19 protein-coding genes are annotated in these 20,042 nt (G+C 70.8%); 9 read left to right on the top strand and 10 right to left on the bottom strand.

Annotated elements, in window-relative coordinates; all coding sequences use genetic code 11:
* Window position 1: 1 nt before the first annotated feature.
* Entirely contained in the window at window positions 2–553 is a 552-nt protein-coding gene (locus AB8A24_RS12225; protein WP_328961905.1) for a GNAT family N-acetyltransferase, read from the bottom strand.
* 192 nt (window positions 554–745) lie between these two features.
* Here AB8A24_RS12225 and AB8A24_RS12220 point away from each other — a divergent pair, with 192 nt between their 5' ends.
* Complete coding sequence (locus tag AB8A24_RS12220; RefSeq protein WP_369475514.1) at window positions 746–1,105, top strand: hypothetical protein; 360 nt, start codon at window positions 746–748, stop codon at window positions 1,103–1,105.
* Window positions 1,106–1,138: 33 nt separating this feature from the next.
* On the opposite strand, the gene AB8A24_RS12215 is transcribed toward AB8A24_RS12220, so the two are convergent.
* Together AB8A24_RS12215 and AB8A24_RS12210 are read right to left on the bottom strand one after the other, a co-directional pair.
* Window positions 1,139–1,372, bottom strand: a complete 234-nt coding sequence (locus AB8A24_RS12215) for a hypothetical protein (RefSeq protein WP_158711812.1) — start codon at window positions 1,370–1,372, stop codon at window positions 1,139–1,141.
* Between the two features lie 13 nt (window positions 1,373–1,385).
* Window positions 1,386–1,535: a hypothetical protein gene (locus AB8A24_RS12210; protein WP_328961907.1), complete on the bottom strand. Its 150-nt coding sequence runs from the start codon at window positions 1,533–1,535 to the stop codon at window positions 1,386–1,388.
* A 300-nt stretch (window positions 1,536–1,835) separates the two neighbouring features.
* Here AB8A24_RS12210 and AB8A24_RS12205 point away from each other — a divergent pair, with 300 nt between their 5' ends.
* The 3 genes from AB8A24_RS12205 to AB8A24_RS12195 all read left to right on the top strand — a co-directional run bounded on the left by AB8A24_RS12205 (window position 1,836) and on the right by AB8A24_RS12195 (window position 4,424).
* A complete protein-coding gene (locus tag AB8A24_RS12205; protein ID WP_328961908.1) occupies window positions 1,836–3,047 on the top strand; it encodes a pyridoxal phosphate-dependent aminotransferase in 1,212 nt (403 codons plus the stop codon).
* Between the two features lie 123 nt (window positions 3,048–3,170).
* Complete coding sequence (locus AB8A24_RS12200; protein WP_328961909.1) at window positions 3,171–3,563, top strand: hypothetical protein; 393 nt, start codon at window positions 3,171–3,173, stop codon at window positions 3,561–3,563.
* Window positions 3,564–3,773: 210 nt separating this feature from the next.
* On the top strand, window positions 3,774–4,424 hold the full coding sequence (locus tag AB8A24_RS12195) for an RDD family protein (protein ID WP_328961910.1): 651 nt from the start codon (window positions 3,774–3,776) through the stop codon (window positions 4,422–4,424).
* A 57-nt stretch (window positions 4,425–4,481) separates the two neighbouring features.
* Here AB8A24_RS12195 and AB8A24_RS12190 read toward each other — a convergent pair whose 3' ends face one another.
* On the bottom strand, window positions 4,482–4,910 hold the full coding sequence (locus tag AB8A24_RS12190; RefSeq protein ID WP_266380747.1) for a hypothetical protein: 429 nt from the start codon (window positions 4,908–4,910) through the stop codon (window positions 4,482–4,484).
* A 137-nt stretch (window positions 4,911–5,047) separates the two neighbouring features.
* Between AB8A24_RS12190 and AB8A24_RS12185 the strand changes: the two genes are divergently transcribed.
* The 4 genes from AB8A24_RS12185 (at window position 5,048) to AB8A24_RS12170 (ending at window position 9,546) form a co-directional block, all read left to right on the top strand.
* Window positions 5,048–6,142 carry a hypothetical protein gene (locus AB8A24_RS12185; protein WP_328961911.1) on the top strand — a complete coding sequence of 365 codons (1,095 nt, stop codon included), beginning with the start codon at window positions 5,048–5,050 and terminating at the stop codon, window positions 6,140–6,142.
* Window positions 6,139–7,326: a toxic anion resistance protein gene (locus AB8A24_RS12180; RefSeq protein WP_369475513.1), complete on the top strand. Its 1,188-nt coding sequence runs from the start codon at window positions 6,139–6,141 to the stop codon at window positions 7,324–7,326. The genes AB8A24_RS12185 and AB8A24_RS12180 overlap by 4 nt, the downstream gene beginning before the upstream one ends.
* A gap of 62 nt (window positions 7,327–7,388) precedes the next feature.
* Complete coding sequence (locus AB8A24_RS12175) at window positions 7,389–8,948, top strand: substrate-binding domain-containing protein (RefSeq protein ID WP_369475547.1); 1,560 nt, start codon at window positions 7,389–7,391, stop codon at window positions 8,946–8,948.
* Window positions 8,935–9,546: a hypothetical protein gene (locus AB8A24_RS12170; RefSeq protein ID WP_369475512.1), complete on the top strand. Its 612-nt coding sequence runs from the start codon at window positions 8,935–8,937 to the stop codon at window positions 9,544–9,546. Before AB8A24_RS12175 ends, AB8A24_RS12170 begins: the two co-directional genes overlap by 14 nt.
* A gap of 113 nt (window positions 9,547–9,659) precedes the next feature.
* Here AB8A24_RS12170 and AB8A24_RS12165 read toward each other — a convergent pair whose 3' ends face one another.
* Window positions 9,660–11,489: a phosphoenolpyruvate carboxykinase (GTP) gene (locus AB8A24_RS12165; RefSeq protein ID WP_328961914.1), complete on the bottom strand. Its 1,830-nt coding sequence runs from the start codon at window positions 11,487–11,489 to the stop codon at window positions 9,660–9,662.
* A gap of 316 nt (window positions 11,490–11,805) precedes the next feature.
* Here AB8A24_RS12165 and AB8A24_RS12160 point away from each other — a divergent pair, with 316 nt between their 5' ends.
* Window positions 11,806–12,423, top strand: a complete 618-nt coding sequence (locus AB8A24_RS12160) for a hemolysin III family protein (protein WP_266384822.1) — start codon at window positions 11,806–11,808, stop codon at window positions 12,421–12,423.
* A 1-nt stretch (window position 12,424) separates the two neighbouring features.
* On the opposite strand, the gene AB8A24_RS12155 is transcribed toward AB8A24_RS12160, so the two are convergent.
* From AB8A24_RS12155 to AB8A24_RS12135, 5 genes are all read right to left on the bottom strand, one after another.
* Window positions 12,425–12,964, bottom strand: coding sequence for a hypothetical protein (locus AB8A24_RS12155; RefSeq protein WP_369475511.1), 540 nt, complete (start codon window positions 12,962–12,964; stop codon window positions 12,425–12,427).
* A 140-nt stretch (window positions 12,965–13,104) separates the two neighbouring features.
* Entirely contained in the window at window positions 13,105–15,519 is a 2,415-nt protein-coding gene (locus AB8A24_RS12150; RefSeq protein ID WP_369475510.1) for a galactose oxidase-like domain-containing protein, read from the bottom strand.
* Between the two features lie 23 nt (window positions 15,520–15,542).
* Window positions 15,543–16,775, bottom strand: a complete 1,233-nt coding sequence (locus AB8A24_RS12145) for a glycosyltransferase (RefSeq protein WP_369475509.1) — start codon at window positions 16,773–16,775, stop codon at window positions 15,543–15,545.
* Between the two features lie 6 nt (window positions 16,776–16,781).
* The gene (locus tag AB8A24_RS12140) at window positions 16,782–18,458 is read right to left on the bottom strand and encodes an ArnT family glycosyltransferase (RefSeq protein ID WP_369475508.1); all 1,677 of its coding nucleotides are present in this window, start codon (window positions 18,456–18,458) and stop codon (window positions 16,782–16,784) included.
* On the bottom strand, window positions 18,455–19,843 hold the full coding sequence (locus AB8A24_RS12135; RefSeq protein ID WP_369475507.1) for a glycosyltransferase: 1,389 nt from the start codon (window positions 19,841–19,843) through the stop codon (window positions 18,455–18,457). Before AB8A24_RS12135 ends, AB8A24_RS12140 begins: the two co-directional genes overlap by 4 nt.
* Window positions 19,844–20,042 lie beyond the last annotated feature (199 nt).

The raw sequence follows: 20,042 nt of genomic DNA, 5'->3' as shown, positions 1-20,042 counted from the left end.
GCTAGTGCGTCGGCGCGGCGACCGCGCTGTACGTACGTCCACCCGCGACGAAGTCGCCCAGCGGAACCATGCCGAAGCCGTCGACGTGCACCTTCCAGGACGGAACGTTCCCGGCCTCGATGAAGGCGACCACGGCTTCGGCGCGCTCCGAGGCCGCCGCCACGGCCATCGTGAACAGCGCCCGGGCCACACCACGCCCCCGGTACGCGGCGGCGACCACCACCGGCCCGTAGAGCAGCCACCGCGCCTGGGCCAGCGGACGCTCCTGCCACTCCAGCGCCCCCTGCGCCCGGAGCAGGCCCGCGACCGGCGGCGACGGGTCGGCCAGGGCCGTGGGATCCGACAGTGCGAGCAGCCCGGCGACCCGGCCCCCGTCGTCCGCGACCAGCAACTCCCGCGCACCGGCCATCGCCCGCAGCGCGCCGACGTCGAAGCGACCCTGCACGAACCCCTGCTCCGCCCGCTGCCGTTCCGTCAGCGCGTCGTGGTGGTTGGCGGCGAAGAGCTCGGCCATGGCGGGCGCGTCGGCCTCGGTGGCGTACCGGTACTGCATCCCGCGATCGTGCCACGCCACCACCACCGGACCCCGCCGCCGACACCACGTCCTACGGGTGACACCCGAGGCGGCGTTGAACACGTTCAATACCTCTGACAGTATGGCTTCCGGTGAACCTGCCGGAGCAGCGGAGTTGCGGATCCGCCCGACCTCGCGACGGGTCGCCCCGAGACCGGAGGTGGGCACGAGATGGGCCTGATCCTGCTACTCCTCGCCCTGATCGTCGCCCTCGCCGTCGCCCTCGTGGCCCTCGCCGTGATCCTCACGGCGAGCGCGGGCCTGGGCCTCGCGACCGCCGCGGCGAGCCGCAGGCTGCCGCTCCGGGCCAGGATCACGCTGCTGCTGACCCTTGCCGCCGCTCCGGCGGCGGCGCTGGTGAGCACCCTGGACGTCGCGGCCGTCTGGCAGCTGGCCGCTTGGGCGCTGCCGTTCCTCACGACGGTCGCCTCAGGAGCCGCCTGGCTCGCCTTCGAAGCCCACAGGCGCCGCGCGCCCAGGCTCCCGAAGCCGGCATGGCCGGTCCGCCACGCACCGGCCGCCGGTCGCTGAGCACGCACCCGCCCCCGCTCCCGCCCCCACCCCTCACAGATACTCGCGGGCGAATTCCACCGCCCATTCCACCGCCGCCAAGGGGACGCTGCCCGCGTGGGGGTCGATGGCGAGGCGGGCCGATTCCCAGTCCTGGTCGTGTTCGCGGAAGATCGCGAAGCGGGCCTCCTCCAGGACTCCTTCCGGCCTGACCAGGAATTCGATCGCCCGGTCGTCGCCATCCGTGCCGACCGTGGCGATCTCCATGTCACCCACTACGAAAACCACTGTCTCGCGCTCCTCAGTTGCCGCTGTACACGTACACCAGCAGGACGAACGCGATGAAGACCGCTCCTGCCGCCATGAGGGCGCCCGCCACGGCGACGACGACCGTGCCGACCCGTTCGATGCGCCGTCGGTGGTCCGCCGGCTTCCACTCGCCCTGGTTCATGCGTCCAGCCTCCATCGAGGCACCGGGGGCCACATGAGTGCGCGTACTCATCCGGGGTACTCATGCGGCCTACCCGGCCGTCCCCGATCCACCCGGCCACCTGGGGTGACGAGCGCAACACCATGCGCTCCCGCAGGCCCGCGCCCCACTCATTCCGCAGGTCGGAACGCGGCGCCGCCCCGGATTCCAAGGGGGGACCACTCCCCCACCCACGCATTGCCCGAAGTGGGACAAACCACCCCTCGGGCCTCTCTTCGAAAACACACGTCAAGCTCGCACCCGGGCCCGTAAGCTCCCGTCATGCAGGTGATCCAGTCAACCAAACTCGCCAATGTCTGTTACGAGATCCGCGGCCCCGTGCTCGAAGAGGCGATGCGGCTCGAAGCAGCAGGTCATCGCATCCTCAAGCTCAACACGGGCAACCCCGCGGCCTTCGGCTTCGAGTGCCCTCCGGAGATCCTTGAGGACATGCTCCGCAACCTGGGCACCGCCCACGGTTACGGCGACGCGAAGGGGCTGCTCTCCGCGCGCCGGGCGGTCATGCAGCACTACCAGACCAAGGGCATCGACCTGGACGTCGAGGACATCTACCTCGGCAACGGCGTGTCCGAGCTGATCCAGATGTCGATGCAGGCGCTGCTCGACGACGGCGACGAGGTCCTGGTCCCCGCACCGGACTACCCGCTGTGGACCGCCTCCGTGTCCCTCGCCGGCGGTACGGCCGTGCACTACCGCTGCGACGAGCAGTCCGACTGGATGCCCGACCTCGCCGACATCGAGCGCAAGGTCACCGATCGCACCAAGGCGATCGTCATCATCAACCCGAACAACCCGACCGGCGCCGTCTACGACGAAGAGATGCTGCGCGGGCTCACGGACATCGCGCGCCGCCACAACCTGGTCGTCTGCTCGGACGAGATCTACGACCGGATCCTCTACGACGGCGCCGTGCACCACAACACCGCCGCGATCGCCCCCGACCTGCTGACGCTGACCTTCAACGGGCTCTCGAAGAACTATCGCGTCGCCGGCTACCGGGCCGGCTGGATGGCGGTCTGCGGCCCCAAGAAGCACGCCTCCTGCTACATCGAGGGCCTCACGGTCCTGGCGAACATGCGCCTGTGCGCGAACATGCCCTCGCAGTACGCCGTGGCCACCGCGCTCGGCGGTCGGCAGTCGATCGAGGACCTGGTCCTGCCCGGCGGGCGGATCCTGGAGCAGCGCAACGTCGCGCACGACCTGCTCACCCAGATCCCGGGCGTCACGTGCGTCAAGCCGAAGGGCGCGCTGTACGCCTTCCCGCGGCTGGACCCGTCCGTCTACAAGATCAAGGACGACCGGCAGATGGTCCTGGACCTGCTGCGGGCCGAGAAGATCATGGTGGTGCACGGTACGGGCTTCAACTGGCCCGAGCCCGACCACTTCCGGATCGTGACCCTGCCGAACGCCAAGGATCTGGCCGACGCGGTGACCCGGATCGGGAACTTCCTCGACGGTTACAGCCAGCTGTAGCCACGAGCGGTGCGACTCGCCGGAGTCCAGCCGGCGAGACGCACCCCGCAACAACAGGATTCAGCTCAACTTTAGAACCAATCCAATGTAGGATGGTCTCCTGACCACGCAGGAGGCCACCTCATGTACGAGCCGATCCGCACGAAGCCGGTCGTCCACCGCATGGGCGCCACTCCGGCCGACTACCCGCACAGCAGCCGCGGCGAAGCACTGGACATCCAGCTCGCCGGGCACCTTGCGGCCCTGCTCGCCGTCACCGACGAGCTCGGGCTCGACGAAGGCGCCGCCGAGATCGCCGCCCAGGTCGCACGACTGCGCGGGGACCAGCCCGCCCGTGCGCCGCGCCACTCCCCCGAGGACACCGCCGTGCTGCACCAGCGCGCGCACGACCTCGCCGCCCGCGCGCTCCTCGTCGCCGCGTCCCGCGCCGACACCACCGTCGCGATCCTCGCCGCCGAGCGCATGGACGCGCACGCCGCCGCCCTGAAGTCCTCGGACCTGGCCGGCGCCCTCTAGACGGCCCCGGTCCGGGGCCGCGGAGGCTCCGGACCGGGTGCCATGTTCCTTGCGCGAGGATCCGCGGCAGGGGCGGAAATTGGACAGAAGCCGATGCTCCGAACACGATGATGGCTGAAAGATCGCGGCAGCACGGGGGAGGCCGCTCCGCAGGGTCGCTCTCCTCCACTCCGCTACGTCCTCGTTCGAGCATTCTGGAGAGACTCGCCCATGAGCTTCGGCGACCCGAACAACCCCTACGGCCAGCAGCCTCCGCAGGGCCGGCCCGGCTACCCGCAGCAGGCCCCGCAGGGCGTGCCCCCGCAGTACGGCTACCCGCAGCAGCCTCCGCAGGGCGGTGCCCCGCAGTACGGCTACCCGCAGCAGGCCCCGCCGTACGGCGCGTACCCGCCGCCGGGGATGCCCGCGCCGGGCATGCCGGGCTCGGGGATGCCGCCGCTGGCCCACTGGGGTCTGCGCGTGGGCGCGACCCTGCTCGACGCACTGATCATCGCGGGCCCGATGTACGCGCTCATCGGTGTCGGGGCGGCCGTCGCAACCGACGAGACGGGTGAGGCGCTCGCCGGCATCCTCAGCCTGATCGGCATGCTGTACGCCCTCGGCATGGGCATCTTCCAGCTCTACAAGGAAGGCACCACCGGCCAGACGATCGGCAAGAAGATCGTCGGCACCAGCGTGCACCGCGAGCACGACGGGGCCACGCTCGGCTTCGGCATGGCGTTCGTCCGCAGGCTGGCGCACTTCCTCGACGGCGCCGCCTGCTACATCGGCTACCTCTGGCCGCTGTGGGACGAGAAGAAGCAGACCTTCGCCGACAAGGTGTGCAGCACCGTCGTCATCAAGGTGAACAAGAACGGCTGATCGCCGCACGGTGAGGACCGGTGGCGACTCCCTGCGCGGTCCCTCATGGGTCGTCCGCTAGGTCGTCCGCGCGAACTCCGCGCCGGCGACCCCGCACCAGGGCACCGTCGCCACCGGCCACACCGGGCCGACCGCCTCCCCGTACTCGGTCGCGCCCGGGGCCACGCCCGGGATCTTCACCAGCGCCTGCGCGGCCCGCCCCTGCGGGTCCGGTTCGGCACGGTCGCGGAACTCCACCGTGACGACGTACGCGCCGGGGCCCTCGGCCCGCCCCGTCGCCTCCACCGCGGCCACCACCCGGCGGCTGGCCGGATCGATGCGGCACCCGGTGACCCGTACGTCCTCCACCGCCGCCCGCGGTGGCGCCTGCGGCGGATCGCCGCCGCTCGCCCACACGTACAGACCCAGCGGGGCGAACACCAGCAGCCCGGCCACCGTCACCAGGCCGACCAGCCAGCCCTGCCATTTCAACGTGCTCACAGCCATGTCCTGATCCTCCCGGGCCGCCGCCCCGCCCACCAGCACCCGAGGGCTCACACAGCATTTCGAAGTGGGACCGCCTGGACACCTGACGTTCATTCGACTTGGCGCGGAATGTGGGTTTCCGCGAGCACGCTGCACCCGTGAGACGCATCCTAGGAATCGTCCTGGGCCTCCTCCTGATCGGCGGCGTGCTCTACGTCGTCGCGTTCCAGGGGCAGGATCACCCAGAAACCACGGCAACGAAGACCGTGCGTGGCGTCATCGGCTCGGAGAAGTCCGAATTCTTCCGCGACCCCGATGTCGTCAAGGCCCTTGCCGCCAAGGGCTACACCGTGAGGACGGAGACCTCGGGCTCCTGGGCGATGAACCAACTCGCCCTCAAGGAATTCGACTTCGCCTTCCCCAGCAGCAGTGAACCCGCCAAGGAGGTCGCGGCCGCCGCCGGGCTCAAGGGAGTCCAGGAGACCAAGCCGTTCTTCTCCCCTCTCGTCGTCATCGCCCGCCAGGGCGCCGCCAAGGTGCTGGCCGACAACGGCCTCGCCCGGATGACCGGCAAGAACTCCGGGACCCTGCTCATGGGTCCCTTCCTCAAGGCCTCCGGCGAGGACCGCACCTGGCAACAACTGCCCGGCTCCGCGGCCCACGCCGAACTGACCGGCACGGTGTTCATCAAGACCACCGACCCGTCCTCCTCCAACTCCGGCGCCCTCTTCCTCGCCGCCACCTCCAACGTGGCGAACGGCAACACCGTGGTCGCCGACGACGCCGGCATCGCCCGCACCGCGCCCCTGATGCGCAAGCTGATCTCCGTCCAGGGCGCGCTGGAACCCAGCACCGACGACCCCTTCCGGGCGTTCATCAGCGGCAGCGGCGAGCCGCTGATCCTGGTGTACGAGTCCCAGGTGGCCTCGTTGCTGCTGCAGAAGCAGGATCCGGGCGACATGGTCGTGCTCTACCCGGACACCACCGTCAACTCGGCGCACACCTTCGTGCCGCTCACCGAGCAGGCGAAGGAGCTGGGCACCCTCCTCGCCACCGATCCGAAGCTGCGCGAACTGGCCGTGCTCCGCGGGTTCCGCCCGCAGGAGGGCGTGGCCGAGTTCACCGCCGCCACGGCGCCGCACACCGCCTACCTCAACACGGGGCTGACCGGCATCCGCCAGGTCGGCACACCCACCGTCAAGATCCTGATGGCGCTGGCCCAGCGCGCCAAGGGCCAGGGGGACACGCCATGACACCGACACCGCCCGAGGACACGTCCTTCCGCCTGAGCCCGCCGGAGCCCGTCGCCCCCGTACGCAAGGAGCAGGCCGCCGGGCTGGTCCCGCTGCGGGACGGCGTCCGCGAGGAGATGGCCCGCCGGGCCGGGGAGTACGTCGGCTCGCTCGCCGGGATCGACGCCCGCTCCCCCGAGTTCGCGCGGCGCATCGACGAGATCGCCGGCCTCGGCTCCGGCGACATCCGCAGCGCCGCCCAGCAGTCCAACCGGATGCTGGAGCGGGCCGTACGTTCGCTGGGCTCCGACGGCGGCGGCGACGCCCAGGCCCGGGTCGCCGGCTCCCTCGTGGAGCTGCGGCGCACCGTCGAGGACCTCGACCCGCGGGACGCGCCCGCCAAGGGAGCCCGCAAGCTGCTCGCGAAGCTGCCGGGCGGCAACAGGTTCCGCGATCACGTGGCGAAGTACGCCTCCTCGCAGGTCACCCTCAACAAGATCGTGGGCTCGCTGCGCAGCGGCCAGGACGAATTGCGCCGCGACAACGCGGCGCTGCACACCGAGCGTTCGCGCCTGTGGGAGACCATGGGCAAGCTCCAGGAGTACGCGGTCCTGACCGAGGCCCTGGACGGCGCCGTCGAGCAGCGGATCGCCGAGGCGGAGCACACCGACCCCGGTGCGGCCGACGCGCTGCGCGCGGACCTGCTCTTCCCGGTCCGGCAGAAGCACCAGGACCTGCTGACGCAGCTGGCCGTGTGCGCGCAGGGTTACCTGGCGATGGACGTGGTCCGGCGCAACAACGACGAGCTGATCAAGGGCGTCGACCGGGCCGCCACCACCACCGTGTCCGCGCTGCGGATCGCCGTGATGCTGGCCTCGGCCCTCGACCACCAGCGCTTGGTGATCGAGCAGGTCGGCGCCCTGAGGGGGACCACCGAGGAGCTGATCCGGGGCAACGCGGAGATGCTGTCCACGCAGAGCGGCGAGATCCAGCGGATCGCGGCCGATCCGGCGGTGGGCGTCGAGACGCTGCGGACGGCGTTCGCGCAGATCTACAAGACGCTGGACGCGATCGACACGTTCAAGGTGCAGGCGACGCAGAACATGGCGGCGACGGTGGAGTCGTTGGCCGGAGAGCTGCAGAGCGCCTCGGCGCACCTCGCGCGGACGCGCGGTGCCGGCGCCCTGGAAGGCGGTGCGCTGTGAGCGCCGCGCGCGGGCGGGGCACACGCCGGCGGGGCTGGATCGGCTTCGCCCTCGCCGGGCTGATGGCCGCGACGGGCTGCACCGCCGGCGGGCCCACCGAGCCCGCCGGGTCGAAGTATCAGGAGGGCCAGCTGCGGGTGCTGGCCTCCAGCGAGCTCAGCGACATGGAACCGATCCTGAAGGCCGCGAAGGCCGCCACCGGCGTCGGTGTCGAGCTGACCTGGTCCGGGACGTTGGACGCCGCCGAGCAGGTCGCCTCGGGGGCGGCGGACGGAAAGTACGACGCGGTCTGGCTCTCCTCCAACGACTACCTGCGGCTGCGGCCGGAGGCGGCCGGGAAGCTCTCCAGCGAGACCCCGGTGATGTCCTCGCCGGTCGCGCTCGGGGTGCGACCGGAGGCACTGGCCCGGCTCGGCTGGCAGCCCGGGGAGGTCACCTGGCCGGCGGTGCACGAGGCCGTGGCCGCCGGGAAGCTGACGTACGGGATGACGGATCCGGTGCGCTCCAACTCCGGTTTCTCGGCGCTGGTGTCGGTGGCCTCGGGGCTGTCGGGCGCGCAGGCGGCGCTGAGCGACGCGGACGTGAAGGCGGCGACGCCCCGGCTGAAGGAGTTCTTCGCCGGGCAGAAGCTGACCTCGGGCTCCTCGGGCTGGCTGGTGACCGCCTACGCCAAGCGCGGGGACGTGGACGCGCTGGTGAACTACGAGTCGGTGCTGCTGTCCATGAACCGGGACGCGAAGGGGGCCGGGGCTCCGCTGACGGTGATCCGGCCGCGCGACGGCGTGGTCACCGCCCACTATCCGCTGACGCTGCTGACCTCGGCCCCGGCCGGGGCCCGTGATGCGGGGCGGGCGCTGACGGAGTACCTGCGGGGCCCGGAGGCGCAGAAGGCGATCACCGAGCGGACGTTGCGCCGCCCGGTGGCGGCCGGGGTGGCGCCGGCCGCCGGGCTGGACGCGGAGAAGCGGCGCGAGCTGCCCTTCCCGGGCTCGCGTTCGGTGGCGGACGGGCTGCTGGCCTCGTACGAGAACGAGCTGCGCCGGCCCTCGCGGACGGTGTACGTGCTGGACACATCGGGTTCGATGAGCGAGGAGGACCGGATCGGGCGGCTGAAGTCGGCGCTCACCGATCTGACGGGTTCGGGGAGTTCGGGCACCGGGCAGCGGTTCCGCGACCGTGAGGAGGTGACGTTGCTGCCCTTCGGGTCCAAGGTGAAGAAGGTGCGGACGCACGTCGTGGAGCCCGGCAATCCGGGGCCGGCCCTGGATGCGATCCGGGGGGACGTGAAGTCGCTGGAGCCGGATGGGGGTACGGCGGTCTACGGCAGTCTGGAGGCGGCGTACCAGCACCTGGGCCAGGGCGGCGCGGACGCCTTCACCTCGATCGTGCTGATGACGGACGGCGAGAACACCGAGGGGGTCGGGGCCGGGCACTTCGACTCCTTCTACGCGGCCCTGCCACCGGCGCAGCGGCGGACGCCGGTCTTCGCGGTGCTGTTCGGGGACTCGGACCGCAAGGAGCTCACCCACATCACCGAGCTGACCGGCGGGCGGCTCTTCGACGCCACCGGTGGGAACAGTTCGCTGGCCGGAGCCTTCGAGGAGATCCGTGGCTACCAATAGGGTGCGCCGGATGCTCGGGTACCTCGAGTCGCGCAAGAACCTGGCGGGCTCCGCCTGCGGCCTGGTCGGGGTGGGCCTGGCCCTCGCCGGGGTGGCGGGCGCGTACTGGCCGTTGGTGGTCGCCGGGCTGTACGGGGCGGGCGCGCTGATCGCCCCGCCGGAGCGGGTGGCGCCGCCGCCCTTCGACCCGAGCGAGGAGGTGGGCGCACTGCGCGCGGACTTCACGCGGCTCGGTGAGTACCTGGGCGAGGTGGAGCTGCCGGCGACGGCGGAGGGCCGGTGGGCCGGGCTGTCGGAGCTGTACGGGGCATTGCTGGAGTCGGGTTGGGTGGCGGAGGTCCTGGCCACCGAGCCGGAGGCGGTGCACGCGTTGTCCCGGGCGATCCGGCGGGACGTGCCGGAGTGCGTGGACACGTACCGGCGGACGCGTTGGTGGAGTCGGCTGACTCCGGGCGGGGAGTCCCCGGAGCTCCATCTGGAGCGTCAGCTGGACCTGCTGTACGCGGAGGCGGAAAGAGTGACGGCGGACCTCCGCGAAGCAGAGGTCCGCCGTCAGCAGACGCACACGGCCTACCTGGAGGAGCGCGGACGCTCCTGAGGTCGGTCATGTGCTGCGGTGGGCGCCGCTTGGTCGGGGGCTCCCACAGCGGTGGGCGCCGCTTGGTCGGGGGCTCCCACGTTCATCGGCCCTTCTTCAGGGCGCGTCCTGGCTCAGCCCAGGCGCTCCACGAGTGCGTGGTACTGGTCCCACAGCTCCTTGGGAGTGTGGTCGCCGTAGGTGTTGAGGTGCTCGGGGACCAGGGAGGCCTCGTCGCGCCAGACCTCCTTGTCGACGGTGAGGAGGAAGTCGAGGTCCTCGGCCGGGAGGTCCAGGCCGTCGAGGTCGAGGGACTCCTTGGTCGGCAGGATGCCGATGGGGGTGTCGACGCCCGCGGCGGTGCCGTCGAGGCGGCCGACGATCCACTTGAGGACGCGGCTGTTCTCGCCGAAGCCGGGCCACACGAACTTGCCCGCGTCGTTCTTGCGGAACCAGTTCACGTAGTAGATCTTCGGGAGCTTGGACTGGTCCTTGTCCTTGGCGACGTCGACCCAGTGGCCCATGTAGTCGCCCATGTTGTAGCCGCAGAACGGCAGCATGGCGAAGGGGTCGCGGCGCAGTTCGCCGACCTTGCCCTCGGCGGCGGCGGTCTTCTCGGAGGCGATGTTCGAGCCGATGAAGACGCCGTGGTTCCAGTCGAAGGACTCGGTGACCAGCGGGACGGCGGAGGCGCGGCGGCCGCCGAAGAGGATCGCGGAGATCGGGACGCCCTTGGGGTCCTCCCACTCGGGGGCGATCGTCGGGCACTGGGCGGCGGGGACGGCGAAGCGGGCGTTGGGGTGGGCGGCCGGGGTCCCGGACTCCGGGGTCCAGGCGTTGCCCTTCCAGTCGATGAGCTGGGCGGGCGCCTCTTCGGTCATGCCCTCCCACCACACGTCGGAGCCGTCCGGGGTGAGTGCGACGTTGGTGAAGACGGTGTTGGCGTACATGGTCTTCATGGCGTTGGCGTTGGTGTGCGCGCCGGTGCCGGGGGCGACGCCGAAGAAGCCGGCCTCGGGGTTGATCGCGTAGAGGCGGCCGTCCTCGCCGAAGCGCATCCAGGCGATGTCGTCACCGACGGTCTCGACGGTCCAGCCGGGGATCGTGGGCTCCAGCATGGCGAGGTTCGTCTTGCCGCAGGCGGAGGGGAAGGCGGCGGCGATGTACTTCGCCTCGCCCTCGCCGGCCGGCGGGGTGAGCTTGAGGATGAGCATGTGCTCGGCGAGCCAGCCCTCGTCGCGGGCCATGACGGACGCGATGCGCAGGGCGTAGCACTTCTTGCCGAGGAGGGCGTTGCCGCCGTAGCCGGATCCGTAGGACCAGATCTCGCGGGTCTCCGGGAAGTGCGAGATGTACTTGGTGGTGTTGCAGGGCCACGGCACGTCGGCCTCGCCCTCGGCGAGCGGAGCGCCGAGGGTGTGGACGGCCTTGACGAAGAACCCGTCGGTGCCGAGCTCGTCGAGCACGGCCTTGCCCATGCGGGTCATGGTGCGCATGGCGACGGCGACGTAGGCGGAGTCGGTGATCTCGACGCCGATGGCGGAGAGCTCGGAGCCGAGGGGGCCCATGCAGAACGGGACGACGTACATCGTCCGGCCCTTCATGGAACCGCGGAAGATACCTTCCTGCCCCGCGAAGATCTCCTTCATCTCGGAAGGGGCCTTCCAGTGGTTGGTCGGGCCCGCGTCCTCCTCCTTCTCGGAGCAGATGAAGGTCCGGTCCTCGACGCGCGCGACGTCGGAGGGGTCGGAGGCGGCGTAGTAGGAGTTCGGGCGCTTCGTCTCGTCGAGCTTCTTGAACGTTCCCTTGGCTACGAGCTCCTCGCACAGGCGCTCGTACTCGGCCTCGGAGCCGTCGCACCAGACGACGCGGTCCGGCTGGGTGAGGGCTGCGATCTCGTCCACCCAGGAGATGAGCTCCTGGTGAGTCGTCGGGATGGTGGGAGCCGCGTTGTCGCGCGCCACGATTGCTCCTTGTTGAGGGGTTTGTTTGGTGTAGGCCCCGTGGGGGCTGCGACCCGGACGCTTCGCGCTCCGCTCATCCGGTGTCGACCGCACTCATCTGATCATCCGGTGGATGTGCGCATATGTCCAGAGGGCCTCTCACGTGAGCATTGCCACGTCCGTCAATCTTCCGTAAAGACCACTGACGGAAACCTACGGACCCGTAGGTAGCATGGCGCGCATGACTTCTGATGCCGCCGCCGTCCCGGCCGCCGAGGCCACACCGGTCGTCGAGGCCCTCGAGGCGGTCGAGACCGCCCTGGAGGAAAAGCCGCTCATGCGCGGCTGGCTGCACACCGGGATGTTCCCCGCCGTGGTCATCGCGGGCCTGGTGCTGATGGCCTTCACCGACTCCACCCGGGCGCGGGTCGCCTGCGGCGTCTACATCCTCACGGCCTGCCTGCTCTTCGGCGTCAGCGCGGTCTACCACCGCGGCACCTGGGGACCGCGCGGCGAGGCCATCCTGCGGCGGCTCGACCACGCCAACATCTTCCTGATCATCGCGGGCACCTACACCCCGCTGACCGTCCTGCTGCTGCCGCCCTCCACCGGGCGGACCCTGCTGTGGGCGGTGTGGATCGCGGCGGCCGCCGGCATCGCCTTCCGGGTCTTCTGGGTCGGCGCCCCGCGCTGGCTCTACACCCCCTGCTACATCGCCATGGGCTGGGCGGCGGTCTTCTTCCTGCCCGACTTCATGCGCACCGGCGGGATCGCCGTCCTGGTCCTGGTGATCGTCGGCGGCCTCCTGTACAGCGTGGGCGGGGTCATCTACGGCATGAAGCGCCCGAACCCCTCCCCCCGCTTCTTCGGCTTCCACGAGGTCTTCCACTCGCTGACCCTCGCGGCCTTCGTGGCCCACTACGTCGGCATCTCGCTCGCCGCGTACCAGCACTGAGTCAGTCGGAGGTCGCCAGGGCCGCGCCGAAGAGCCGGTCGGCCAGCTCGCCGAAGACGGCGCTCAGCTTCTCGTCGGCGATGCCGTCGGCGTACCCCTGGAACGCCAGCCCGGCCACCGCCTGGACGGCGGACGTCGCGTACTGCGGGTCGACGAGGTCGATGGGGAAGGGCTCCCCGGGCGGCCAGGGTCCCGGCCAGTTCTTGGGCCAGGGGATCTTCGGATGCGGCGGCGTGGGGCACATGTCGTCACCGACCGCCTGCAGGATCTCCCGGGCGTCGCGGCCCCCCTGGTGCGCCCCGATCGCCGTCTCGGCGACCCCTTTCACCGTCTGCAGGACGGCCATCCGCAGCTGTTCGCGCGGCGGGAGCGGCTGTGGGTTGAGGGCGACTTCGGAGGATCGGTCGAGGGAACGGACCCCTGCCACGCCTGCGGCGAACACCGGCCCGTGCGGATTGATCGCGTCCCCCATCTCGGGCCTGACGCGTGCCGCCAGCCGCACGATGCGCGCGGTCTGCGATGCGCTGATCGGACTTGCCATGGTTCGGCCTCCCTGCTCGGGTGACAGCAGCCACATCCCTCCCCAGTGTGCGCGGATCAAGAGGGCCCGCAACCAGGACCCCGCCGCCCCGGGGGCGGCAGGGTCCCGGTCCGTCGCCGTCGCCGTCGCCGGATCCGGCTTCAGCAGGCGTAGCCGTCACGGTCGGGGTCCAGGCGCAGCGGATCGCTGCCGTTGACCTTGAGGCGCTTCGGGTACTCGTGGGAGGCCAGCCAGTCGCAGCGGGCCTTCGTCGTCGCCTGCACCTCCGCCGGGAAACGGGTCGGTACGCAGACGTTGACCGTGCCGTAGTGCCGGTCGCAGCCGGCCACGCCCGGCCCGACCGGGGCGGAGTCCCGCTCGGCAGGGTTCTCCTTGGCGGGCCCCAGCTTGTCGGCGAAGGTGTGCTCGTGCGCGGAGGGCTGCTCCTGGGTGGCCGCAAGCGCGGACGGGCCGCCGAGGTGCACCCAGGTCGCGATCGACGGGATGCCGTTCGCGTCGACCGCGAAGAGCATGTACCAGCCGGGCGGCGCCAGGTTGGGATTGCTGGTGACGTTCAGGTCGATGTTGTTCCCGTCGACGGTCATGGGCAGGTCCACGAACCGCTGGTTCGGGTCCGAGGAGTGGGTGACCGCCGCCGGACGGATCAGCTCCGCCTTGGCGACCGGCCGGTTGACGGTGATCCGCTGCGTGTCCCCGTACACCCATTGCGTGTCGATCACCGAGGTGATCTGCGGGCGGGCACCCTTGAAGAGATAGGGCGGGGTGTAGATCGACACGTTGTGGTTGTACGTCCCGTTGCCCGGGTTGTCGCCGACCGACATGACCCGGCCGTCCGGCATCAGGAACGACGCCGAGTGGTAGGTCCGCGGGATCGGGTCGGTGGCGAGACCCGGCTGGTAGGTGTTGGTCGTCGGGTCGAAGAAGGAGGCCTCGAAGACCGGGTCGGCCCGGTCGTGCAGCCCGCCACCGGTCTCCAGCACCTTGCCGTCCGGAAGCAGCACCGCCGACACGAACATCTTGCCCTCGGCGCCGGTCTGCGGCCGCTTGCCCTGGCCCTGGTCGACCAGGCCCTGCGGGATCGGCGGGCCGGCCGTGTAGGCGGGGCCGGGCTGCTTGAGGTCGATGATGTCGGTGAGCCGGTTGGCCGCCGGATTGCGCTCGTTGTTGCCGCCGCCGATGGTCAGCACCCGCTGGTCCTGGGCCGGGGGCAGCAGCACGCTCGCCGACTCGTCCCGCTCGTCCTTGTTCCGCAGGCCCGGCACGTCGGTGATGGTGTTGGCGTCGTAGTCGTAGATCGAGGCCCCGGTGCCCGGGGTGCCGTTGCCGAAGGTGTGGCTGCCCGAGTAGAAGAGCCGCCCGTCCTGCATGAGGATCATCGAGGGGTACAGGCCCCAGTAGGACCAGGTCTGGTTGACCTCGTTCATCGGCAGCCACTTGTTCTGCGCCGCCGAGAACTTCTCCGCCGTCACATTGCCCGTGGAGTCCTCCTTCAGCCCGCCGAAGGAGATCACGTCACCGTTGCCGAGGATCGTCGCCGACGGGTACCAGTGGCCGCCGTTCATGTCGTTGGTCCTCGTGTAGGCCTCGGTCGCCGGATCGAAGACGTAGCTGTCCTTCAGCCCCTGGTAGCCGATCTTTCCGTCGGCGGACGGGTACCCCTTGTTGCCGCTCATCACCAGCACCCGGCCGTCCGCCAGCTGCACGTGGCCCGCGCAGAACATGTCCACCGGCGTCGGGATCGTCTTGAAGGTGCCGGTCGCCGGGTTGTAGACGGCCGAGGTGAAGGTGCCCGCGTCGAACTGGGCGATGTCGTTGCCCGACCCGGCGATCAGCAGCACCTTTCCGTTCTTCAGCACGACGGCGTGCATCGAACGCACCGGGTTCTTGGCCGGGATCACCTCCCACTTGCCCTTGGCGCATTCCTCCGCCGTACCCGAGCAGACCGGCTGCGGCGGCACCGCGCCCACCTCCTCCAGCGCGTAGTCGTCGGTGGTGAGCGTGCCCACCCCGTAGACCGACAGCCCCCACGCGATCTTGTCGGTGTTGGGCGGTACGGCCGGCGTACGGACCTCCGTACGCGCCCAGCCGGCGCTGACGGGCGGATTCTGCAAGTCGGTCCAGTACTGCCAGCCGGCCGTCGTGTCGCGACGGAACACCGTCACCGACACGTCCGGGGTGTCCGACTTGTACCAGGCGGACAGGTCGTACTGCCTCCCCGGCACGACGGTCGGGGCGCACGTGCTGTTCTCGGTGACCAGGGCCTTGCGGTCGCCGTCCACGCGACGCGTGAGGGAGATCTTCATCGCCTTGGTGCCGGTGTGCGCCTGGGCCACGGTGGCGAAGGTGAAGTCGTTGTCGCCCCAGCCGGACTTGGACCAGCAGGACGGCATGTCGGCGCCGGCCGGACCGGCCGTCTCGAAGCCGGGGTTGGAGAGCAGATTGGGCGGACCGGCCGTGGCCTGCTGCGGTGCGGTGAGCAGCAGGCCCGCGGCCATCGCCCCGACGGCGAGCAGGGCGGCCCGCCGCCCTGCCCTCCGTCGGATCGTCAGACGCATGGAAAGGTTCCTTTCTGTGCGGCTCAACTCCGGGTGTGACGGCCCGCCTCCGACGGGACGTCCGGGTGGGTCGGCGCGGCCGAGGTGGCCGAGGTGGCCGAGGTGCGGCGCGGCAGATAGACCAGGGCCTCGGTGGCCGCGAACCGCAGGACGAAGGTCGTGACCAGCGCGAGCGCGGTGGCCGGCAGCATCTCCATCCCGAACCGCGCGACGAACACCGCGATCAACGGGATGCGCAGCAGCAGATCGGCATTGGCCAGCAGGGCGAACCGCCCCACCCGGTCCGCCCAGTGGCGGTGCCGGCGCCGGTCACGGAAGAGCAGGGTCTCGATGAGGACGAAGTTCCACAGCACCCCCGCCTGGTTGGCGACGATCTCGGCGGGGAGGTAGTGCATCCCGGCGTGTGTGAGCAGCCACAGCGCGGCCAGGTTCGGGACGAAACCGGAGAGCCCGATCAGCCCGAAACCGATCATCCGGGCCGGCGGGGTCGCGGAGCGCAGCGAGGCGAGGTGGGCGAGGAAGCGCATGCCCTCGCGGGCGGTGGACTTGGACTCCCCCGAGAAGCGGTCCTGGAAGACGAACGGCACCTCGGCGACCTCGCGCGGACGGCAGCGCACCGCCAGCTCCAGCAGGATCTTGTAGCCGAGCGGCTTCAGCGCTTCCGCGGTGACGGCCGAGCGGCGCATCGCGAAGAAGCCGCTCATCGGATCGCTGATCCCGCGCAGCGCCCGCGGGAAGAGCCCTTTGGTCAGCCAGGTAGCCCCGCGGGAGACGGCGATCCGGTAGCTCCCGGCGAGCCCGGCCCGGCTGCCGCCGGCGATGTAACGGGAGGCGACGACCAGGTCCGCGCCGGTGCGCTCGCCCTCGCCGACGAGCTCGGGCACCAGGTGGGGCGGGTGCTGGAGGTCGGCGTCCATGACCACGATCCAGTCGGTGTCCGCCCGCTTCACCCCCTCGACGACGGCGCCGCCGAGGCCGCCCTCGGCCACCTCCCGGTGCAGGACGGACACCGGGAAGGGATGGTCGGCGGCGGCCTTCTCGATGACGGCGGGGGTGTTGTCCGTGGAGTCGTCCACGAACAGCACGGCGCAGGGCAGGTGGTCGGGGAGCGCGTCACCGAGCCGGCGCAGCAACTCGGCCACGTTCCCCGACTCGTTGAAGGTGGGGACGATGAGGGTGACGCTGCCGGTCAGGGCCTGCGGAGCGGTGAGCTCCGCGTCGATCGGGGCATCGAGGTGCCACAGGTCCTCGCTCATGGTGGCTCAGCTCCCGCTCGTACGGTCGGCGCGGTCGGTCCGGCGGATCTCGATGCGGTCCTCGCCCGACCCGAAGACGGCCACCACGCTCGAATGCTCCAGCGCGGCCTTCACCGTGGGCAGGTCCACCGCGTCGCGGCGCACCGTGGGCGAGGAGACCACGTAGTCGATGTCCTGCCAGCCGCGCGGCAGGGTCTTGGTGACGGCGGGGTCGAGGTCGGCCTTGTAGAACCAGATGGCACCCGGGCCCGGCTCGAAGCCGTGGTGCACGGCGTCCAGCCACAACGCGTCGTCGAGCAGCACCCGGGTCCCCGCCGGATCTTCGACCTCACTGCCGAGCCAGGCCGCGGCCTGCCGGTACGGGGCGTTCGCGTCGACGGTGAGCGCCGTGCGGTTGCCGTCGTACCAGCGCGGCAGCACGTACACGGCGGCGGACACGGCGAGTACGCCGAGCACCGCCCGGCGCGCCCACACCCGCGACCGGCGCTCACCCGGACCGCGGCGGCGGCGCAGCACGGCGTGCGTGACGCTCGCCGCGCCCCCGGCGAGGACGAGCGCGAGGAAGGGCAGCGCCTGGATCACGTACATCGCCGGGAGGTAGCCGGAGGGCCGCATCGCGACGACGGCAAGGATCACGGCGGCGAGCGCCGGGCCGGCCAGCGCCCGGGCGGTGACGGACCAGCGGTAGGTGGCCGGCAGCAGCACGGCGCCGGCCAGGCCGCCGAGCGGCAGGACGGTGTCGTAGTACAGCCAGGACCGCAGCACGCCGTTCGAGCCGGTCCCGGCGTCGAGGATGAAGCCGGAACCCGGGCGGCCCATCTGGTAGGTGATGCCGTCGATGAGCGAGACGTGCCCGGAGCCGGGCAGCAGCTCGCCGTTGAGCAGGGCGTACAGCGGGTACGACAGCCCGATCAGCACACAGGCGGTGATCGCTCCGGTGACCGCGAACTTACGGGTGTCGCGGTGCGTGTGGCGCCACATCGTCACCAGCAGCGCCGGGAGCACCACCAGCATCGTCTCCTTGGTCAGGACGGCGGTGGCCGCCGCCAGCCCGGACCCGAAGTGGTGCCACAGGTGGCGGCTCGGGGACGCGGCGAGGCAGAAGGCCAGCAGCATCCACATCACGGCGAGGTTGTCGAGGAAGATCTCCCGCTGGAGGACCACGGAGAGCGGCGACAGCCCGAAGAGGGCCATCGCGAGCCCGGCCGCCCAGCGCGGCAGCCACAGCCTGCGCGCCAGGACGTACAGCAGAACGGAGGAGGCGGCGGAGACGGCGAGCATCGAGAACCGCATCGGCGCGACGGTCATCCAGTCGGGCACGAGGAGCGAGGGCAGGTACGTCAGGCCCGCGACCTGGATCCAGCCGAGCGGCGGATGGTCGTACCAGTACGTGTAGTGGGCGAGGCCGTCGCCCTGCTGGACGGCCCAGGCCTGCGCGAGGTAGGTGCCCTCGTCGTCGCTCAGGGTCGGGAAGTTCGTGATGTTCCAGCCCTGGACCAGCACGATCACCAGCAGCAGGGCGCCGCACAGCAGCAGGTCGGGGCGGGAGGAGCGGAAGCGCACGAGCGGCCGGGCGGGCGCGGCCGGGCGCACCCCGAGGCCGCCGCCGACGGGTGTCCGCCGAGCCGGGACGGTGAGGGTCTCGGGTTGGGGATCAGTGGCCGTGGGCAGGGTGGCGGTCACTGGCGGCTGTCCTCTCGGGTCGCGGTGGAGGCGGAGACGACACCGGGTGCGGCGGTGGCGGGGACGGGCGCGTGCGAGGGCTCGGTGGCGGTCGCGGTCGGGGTCACGGCGGCGGTCGCGGTCGGGGTCACGGCGGCGGTCGCGGTCGCCGTCAGGTGGGCGCCGGTGTGGCTGGTCAGCTCCCACTCGTTGCGGCCTCGCTGCTCGCGCCAGACCGCACGGATCGCGGCCCCCGCGAGCATCACCTGGTAGAAAGGGCCGCCGACGACGAGCTTGACGTAGTGCACGAAACGGACGCGCAGACCGTACTGGCGGCCGAAGTCGTGCAGGCCGACGATCTCGAACACGAACGTCACCATCGCCGTGATCATGGGGAGAAAGGTGATGATCGCGATGCCGACCGGTACGTCGAGGAGGACCGCGACGGCGAAGTTGAGCGGAATGATCACTCCCGACGCCGCCTGCATGAAGGGCGTCATCAGTGTGTAGCGGGCCAGCCAGCGCCGGCCGCGCCCGGGCAACTGCTGCCAGTCCTTCTTCCGGTACACCTGAAGGAACCCCTGGTTCCAGCGGGTGCGCTGCTTGAGCAGGCTCACCAGCGAGCCGGGCGTCTCCTCGCGGGTGACCATGTCGGAGTCGTAGGCGACGACCACCTTCTTGCCGACCGACGACAGCCGCACCCCGAGGTCGCAGTCCTCGGCGAGGCAGTTCTGGTCCCAGCCACCGGCCTCGCGCAGCACTTCGGTGCGCACGAAGACGGTGTTGCCGCCGAGCGGGATGAAGCCCTTCTCGGCGTGCAGGTGCAGCCGGGAGCGGAACCAGAAGAAGTACTCCAGGCAGTTGCGCAGGCTGTACCAGCTGGAGTGGAAGTTGATGAGCTGGACCCCGCCCTGGACCACGTCGGCGCCGGTGGAGCGGAAGGCGTGGTCGACGTGGGCGAGCAGCTCGGGGTGGACCTGGTCCTCGGCGTCGAAGACTCCGACGATGTCACCGCGGCAGGACGGGAGGGCGGTGTTGAGGGCCTTCGGCTTGTTCTTCGTCTCGTGGTGGTCGACCACGACCCGTACGCGGGCCGCTGCGCGGGCGGCGGCCCGTTCGGCGACGGCGGCCGTCTCGGGGTCGTCGTGTCCGACGATCACGATGATCTCGTAGTCGGTGTGGCTCGACTCCAGCAGCCGGTCGATGGTGTGCTCCAGGACCGCCTGCTCGTGGCGGGCGGGCAGCAGCAGTGAGAAGGCGAGGCGGCCCTCCCCGTCGGGGCGGTCGAAACGCGTGGAGGCGAGCACCTCGGGGGTCCGCCACGCGTGCATCTGCCACCAGAGCGTGAATGCGGCCATCCAGAAGAGCGCCAGGGAAATGACAGCGATGAACACAGATGTGTACAACAGGCCCCCCACAGACCCGCCGCCCCCCGGCGGCGATCAGCAAACCCCCCGGGGGCTCACGGCGGGCCCCGCTTCCCCCTTGCGCGCACCCCCCGGTGCGCCGTCTCGGTGACTCCCGAAGCCAAGAGATTAGGCAGTGAACGTGACACTCAGCTGCATCGCAGATAAAAAGCGCGTTTCTCAACTCATGCACACGCAA

It is taken from the genome of Streptomyces sp. BF23-19, assembly GCF_041106355.1.
Classification (GTDB): domain Bacteria; phylum Actinomycetota; class Actinomycetes; order Streptomycetales; family Streptomycetaceae; genus Streptomyces; species Streptomyces virginiae_A.
Note: the sequence above shows the minus strand (reverse complement) of the source record. Positions and strands in the feature narration are given on the sequence as shown.

Coding starts and splice junctions, on each gene's coding strand:
- AB8A24_RS12225 (WP_328961905.1), bottom strand. CDS start 553: ATGCAGTACCGGTACGCCACCGAGGCCGACGCGCCCGCCATGGCCGAG.
- AB8A24_RS12220 (WP_369475514.1), top strand. CDS start 746: ATGGGCCTGATCCTGCTACTCCTCGCCCTGATCGTCGCCCTCGCCGTC.
- AB8A24_RS12210 (WP_328961907.1), bottom strand. CDS start 1,535: ATGAACCAGGGCGAGTGGAAGCCGGCGGACCACCGACGGCGCATCGAA.
- AB8A24_RS12205 (WP_328961908.1), top strand. CDS start 1,836: ATGCAGGTGATCCAGTCAACCAAACTCGCCAATGTCTGTTACGAGATC.
- AB8A24_RS12200 (WP_328961909.1), top strand. CDS start 3,171: ATGTACGAGCCGATCCGCACGAAGCCGGTCGTCCACCGCATGGGCGCC.
- AB8A24_RS12195 (WP_328961910.1), top strand. CDS start 3,774: ATGAGCTTCGGCGACCCGAACAACCCCTACGGCCAGCAGCCTCCGCAG.
- AB8A24_RS12190 (WP_266380747.1), bottom strand. CDS start 4,910: ATGGCTGTGAGCACGTTGAAATGGCAGGGCTGGCTGGTCGGCCTGGTG.
- AB8A24_RS12180 (WP_369475513.1), top strand. CDS start 6,139: ATGACACCGACACCGCCCGAGGACACGTCCTTCCGCCTGAGCCCGCCG.
- AB8A24_RS12175 (WP_369475547.1), top strand. CDS start 7,389: ATGGCCGCGACGGGCTGCACCGCCGGCGGGCCCACCGAGCCCGCCGGG.
- AB8A24_RS12160 (WP_266384822.1), top strand. CDS start 11,806: ATGCGCGGCTGGCTGCACACCGGGATGTTCCCCGCCGTGGTCATCGCG.
- AB8A24_RS12155 (WP_369475511.1), bottom strand. CDS start 12,964: ATGGCAAGTCCGATCAGCGCATCGCAGACCGCGCGCATCGTGCGGCTG.
- AB8A24_RS12150 (WP_369475510.1), bottom strand. CDS start 15,519: ATGCGTCTGACGATCCGACGGAGGGCAGGGCGGCGGGCCGCCCTGCTC.
- AB8A24_RS12145 (WP_369475509.1), bottom strand. CDS start 16,775: ATGAGCGAGGACCTGTGGCACCTCGATGCCCCGATCGACGCGGAGCTC.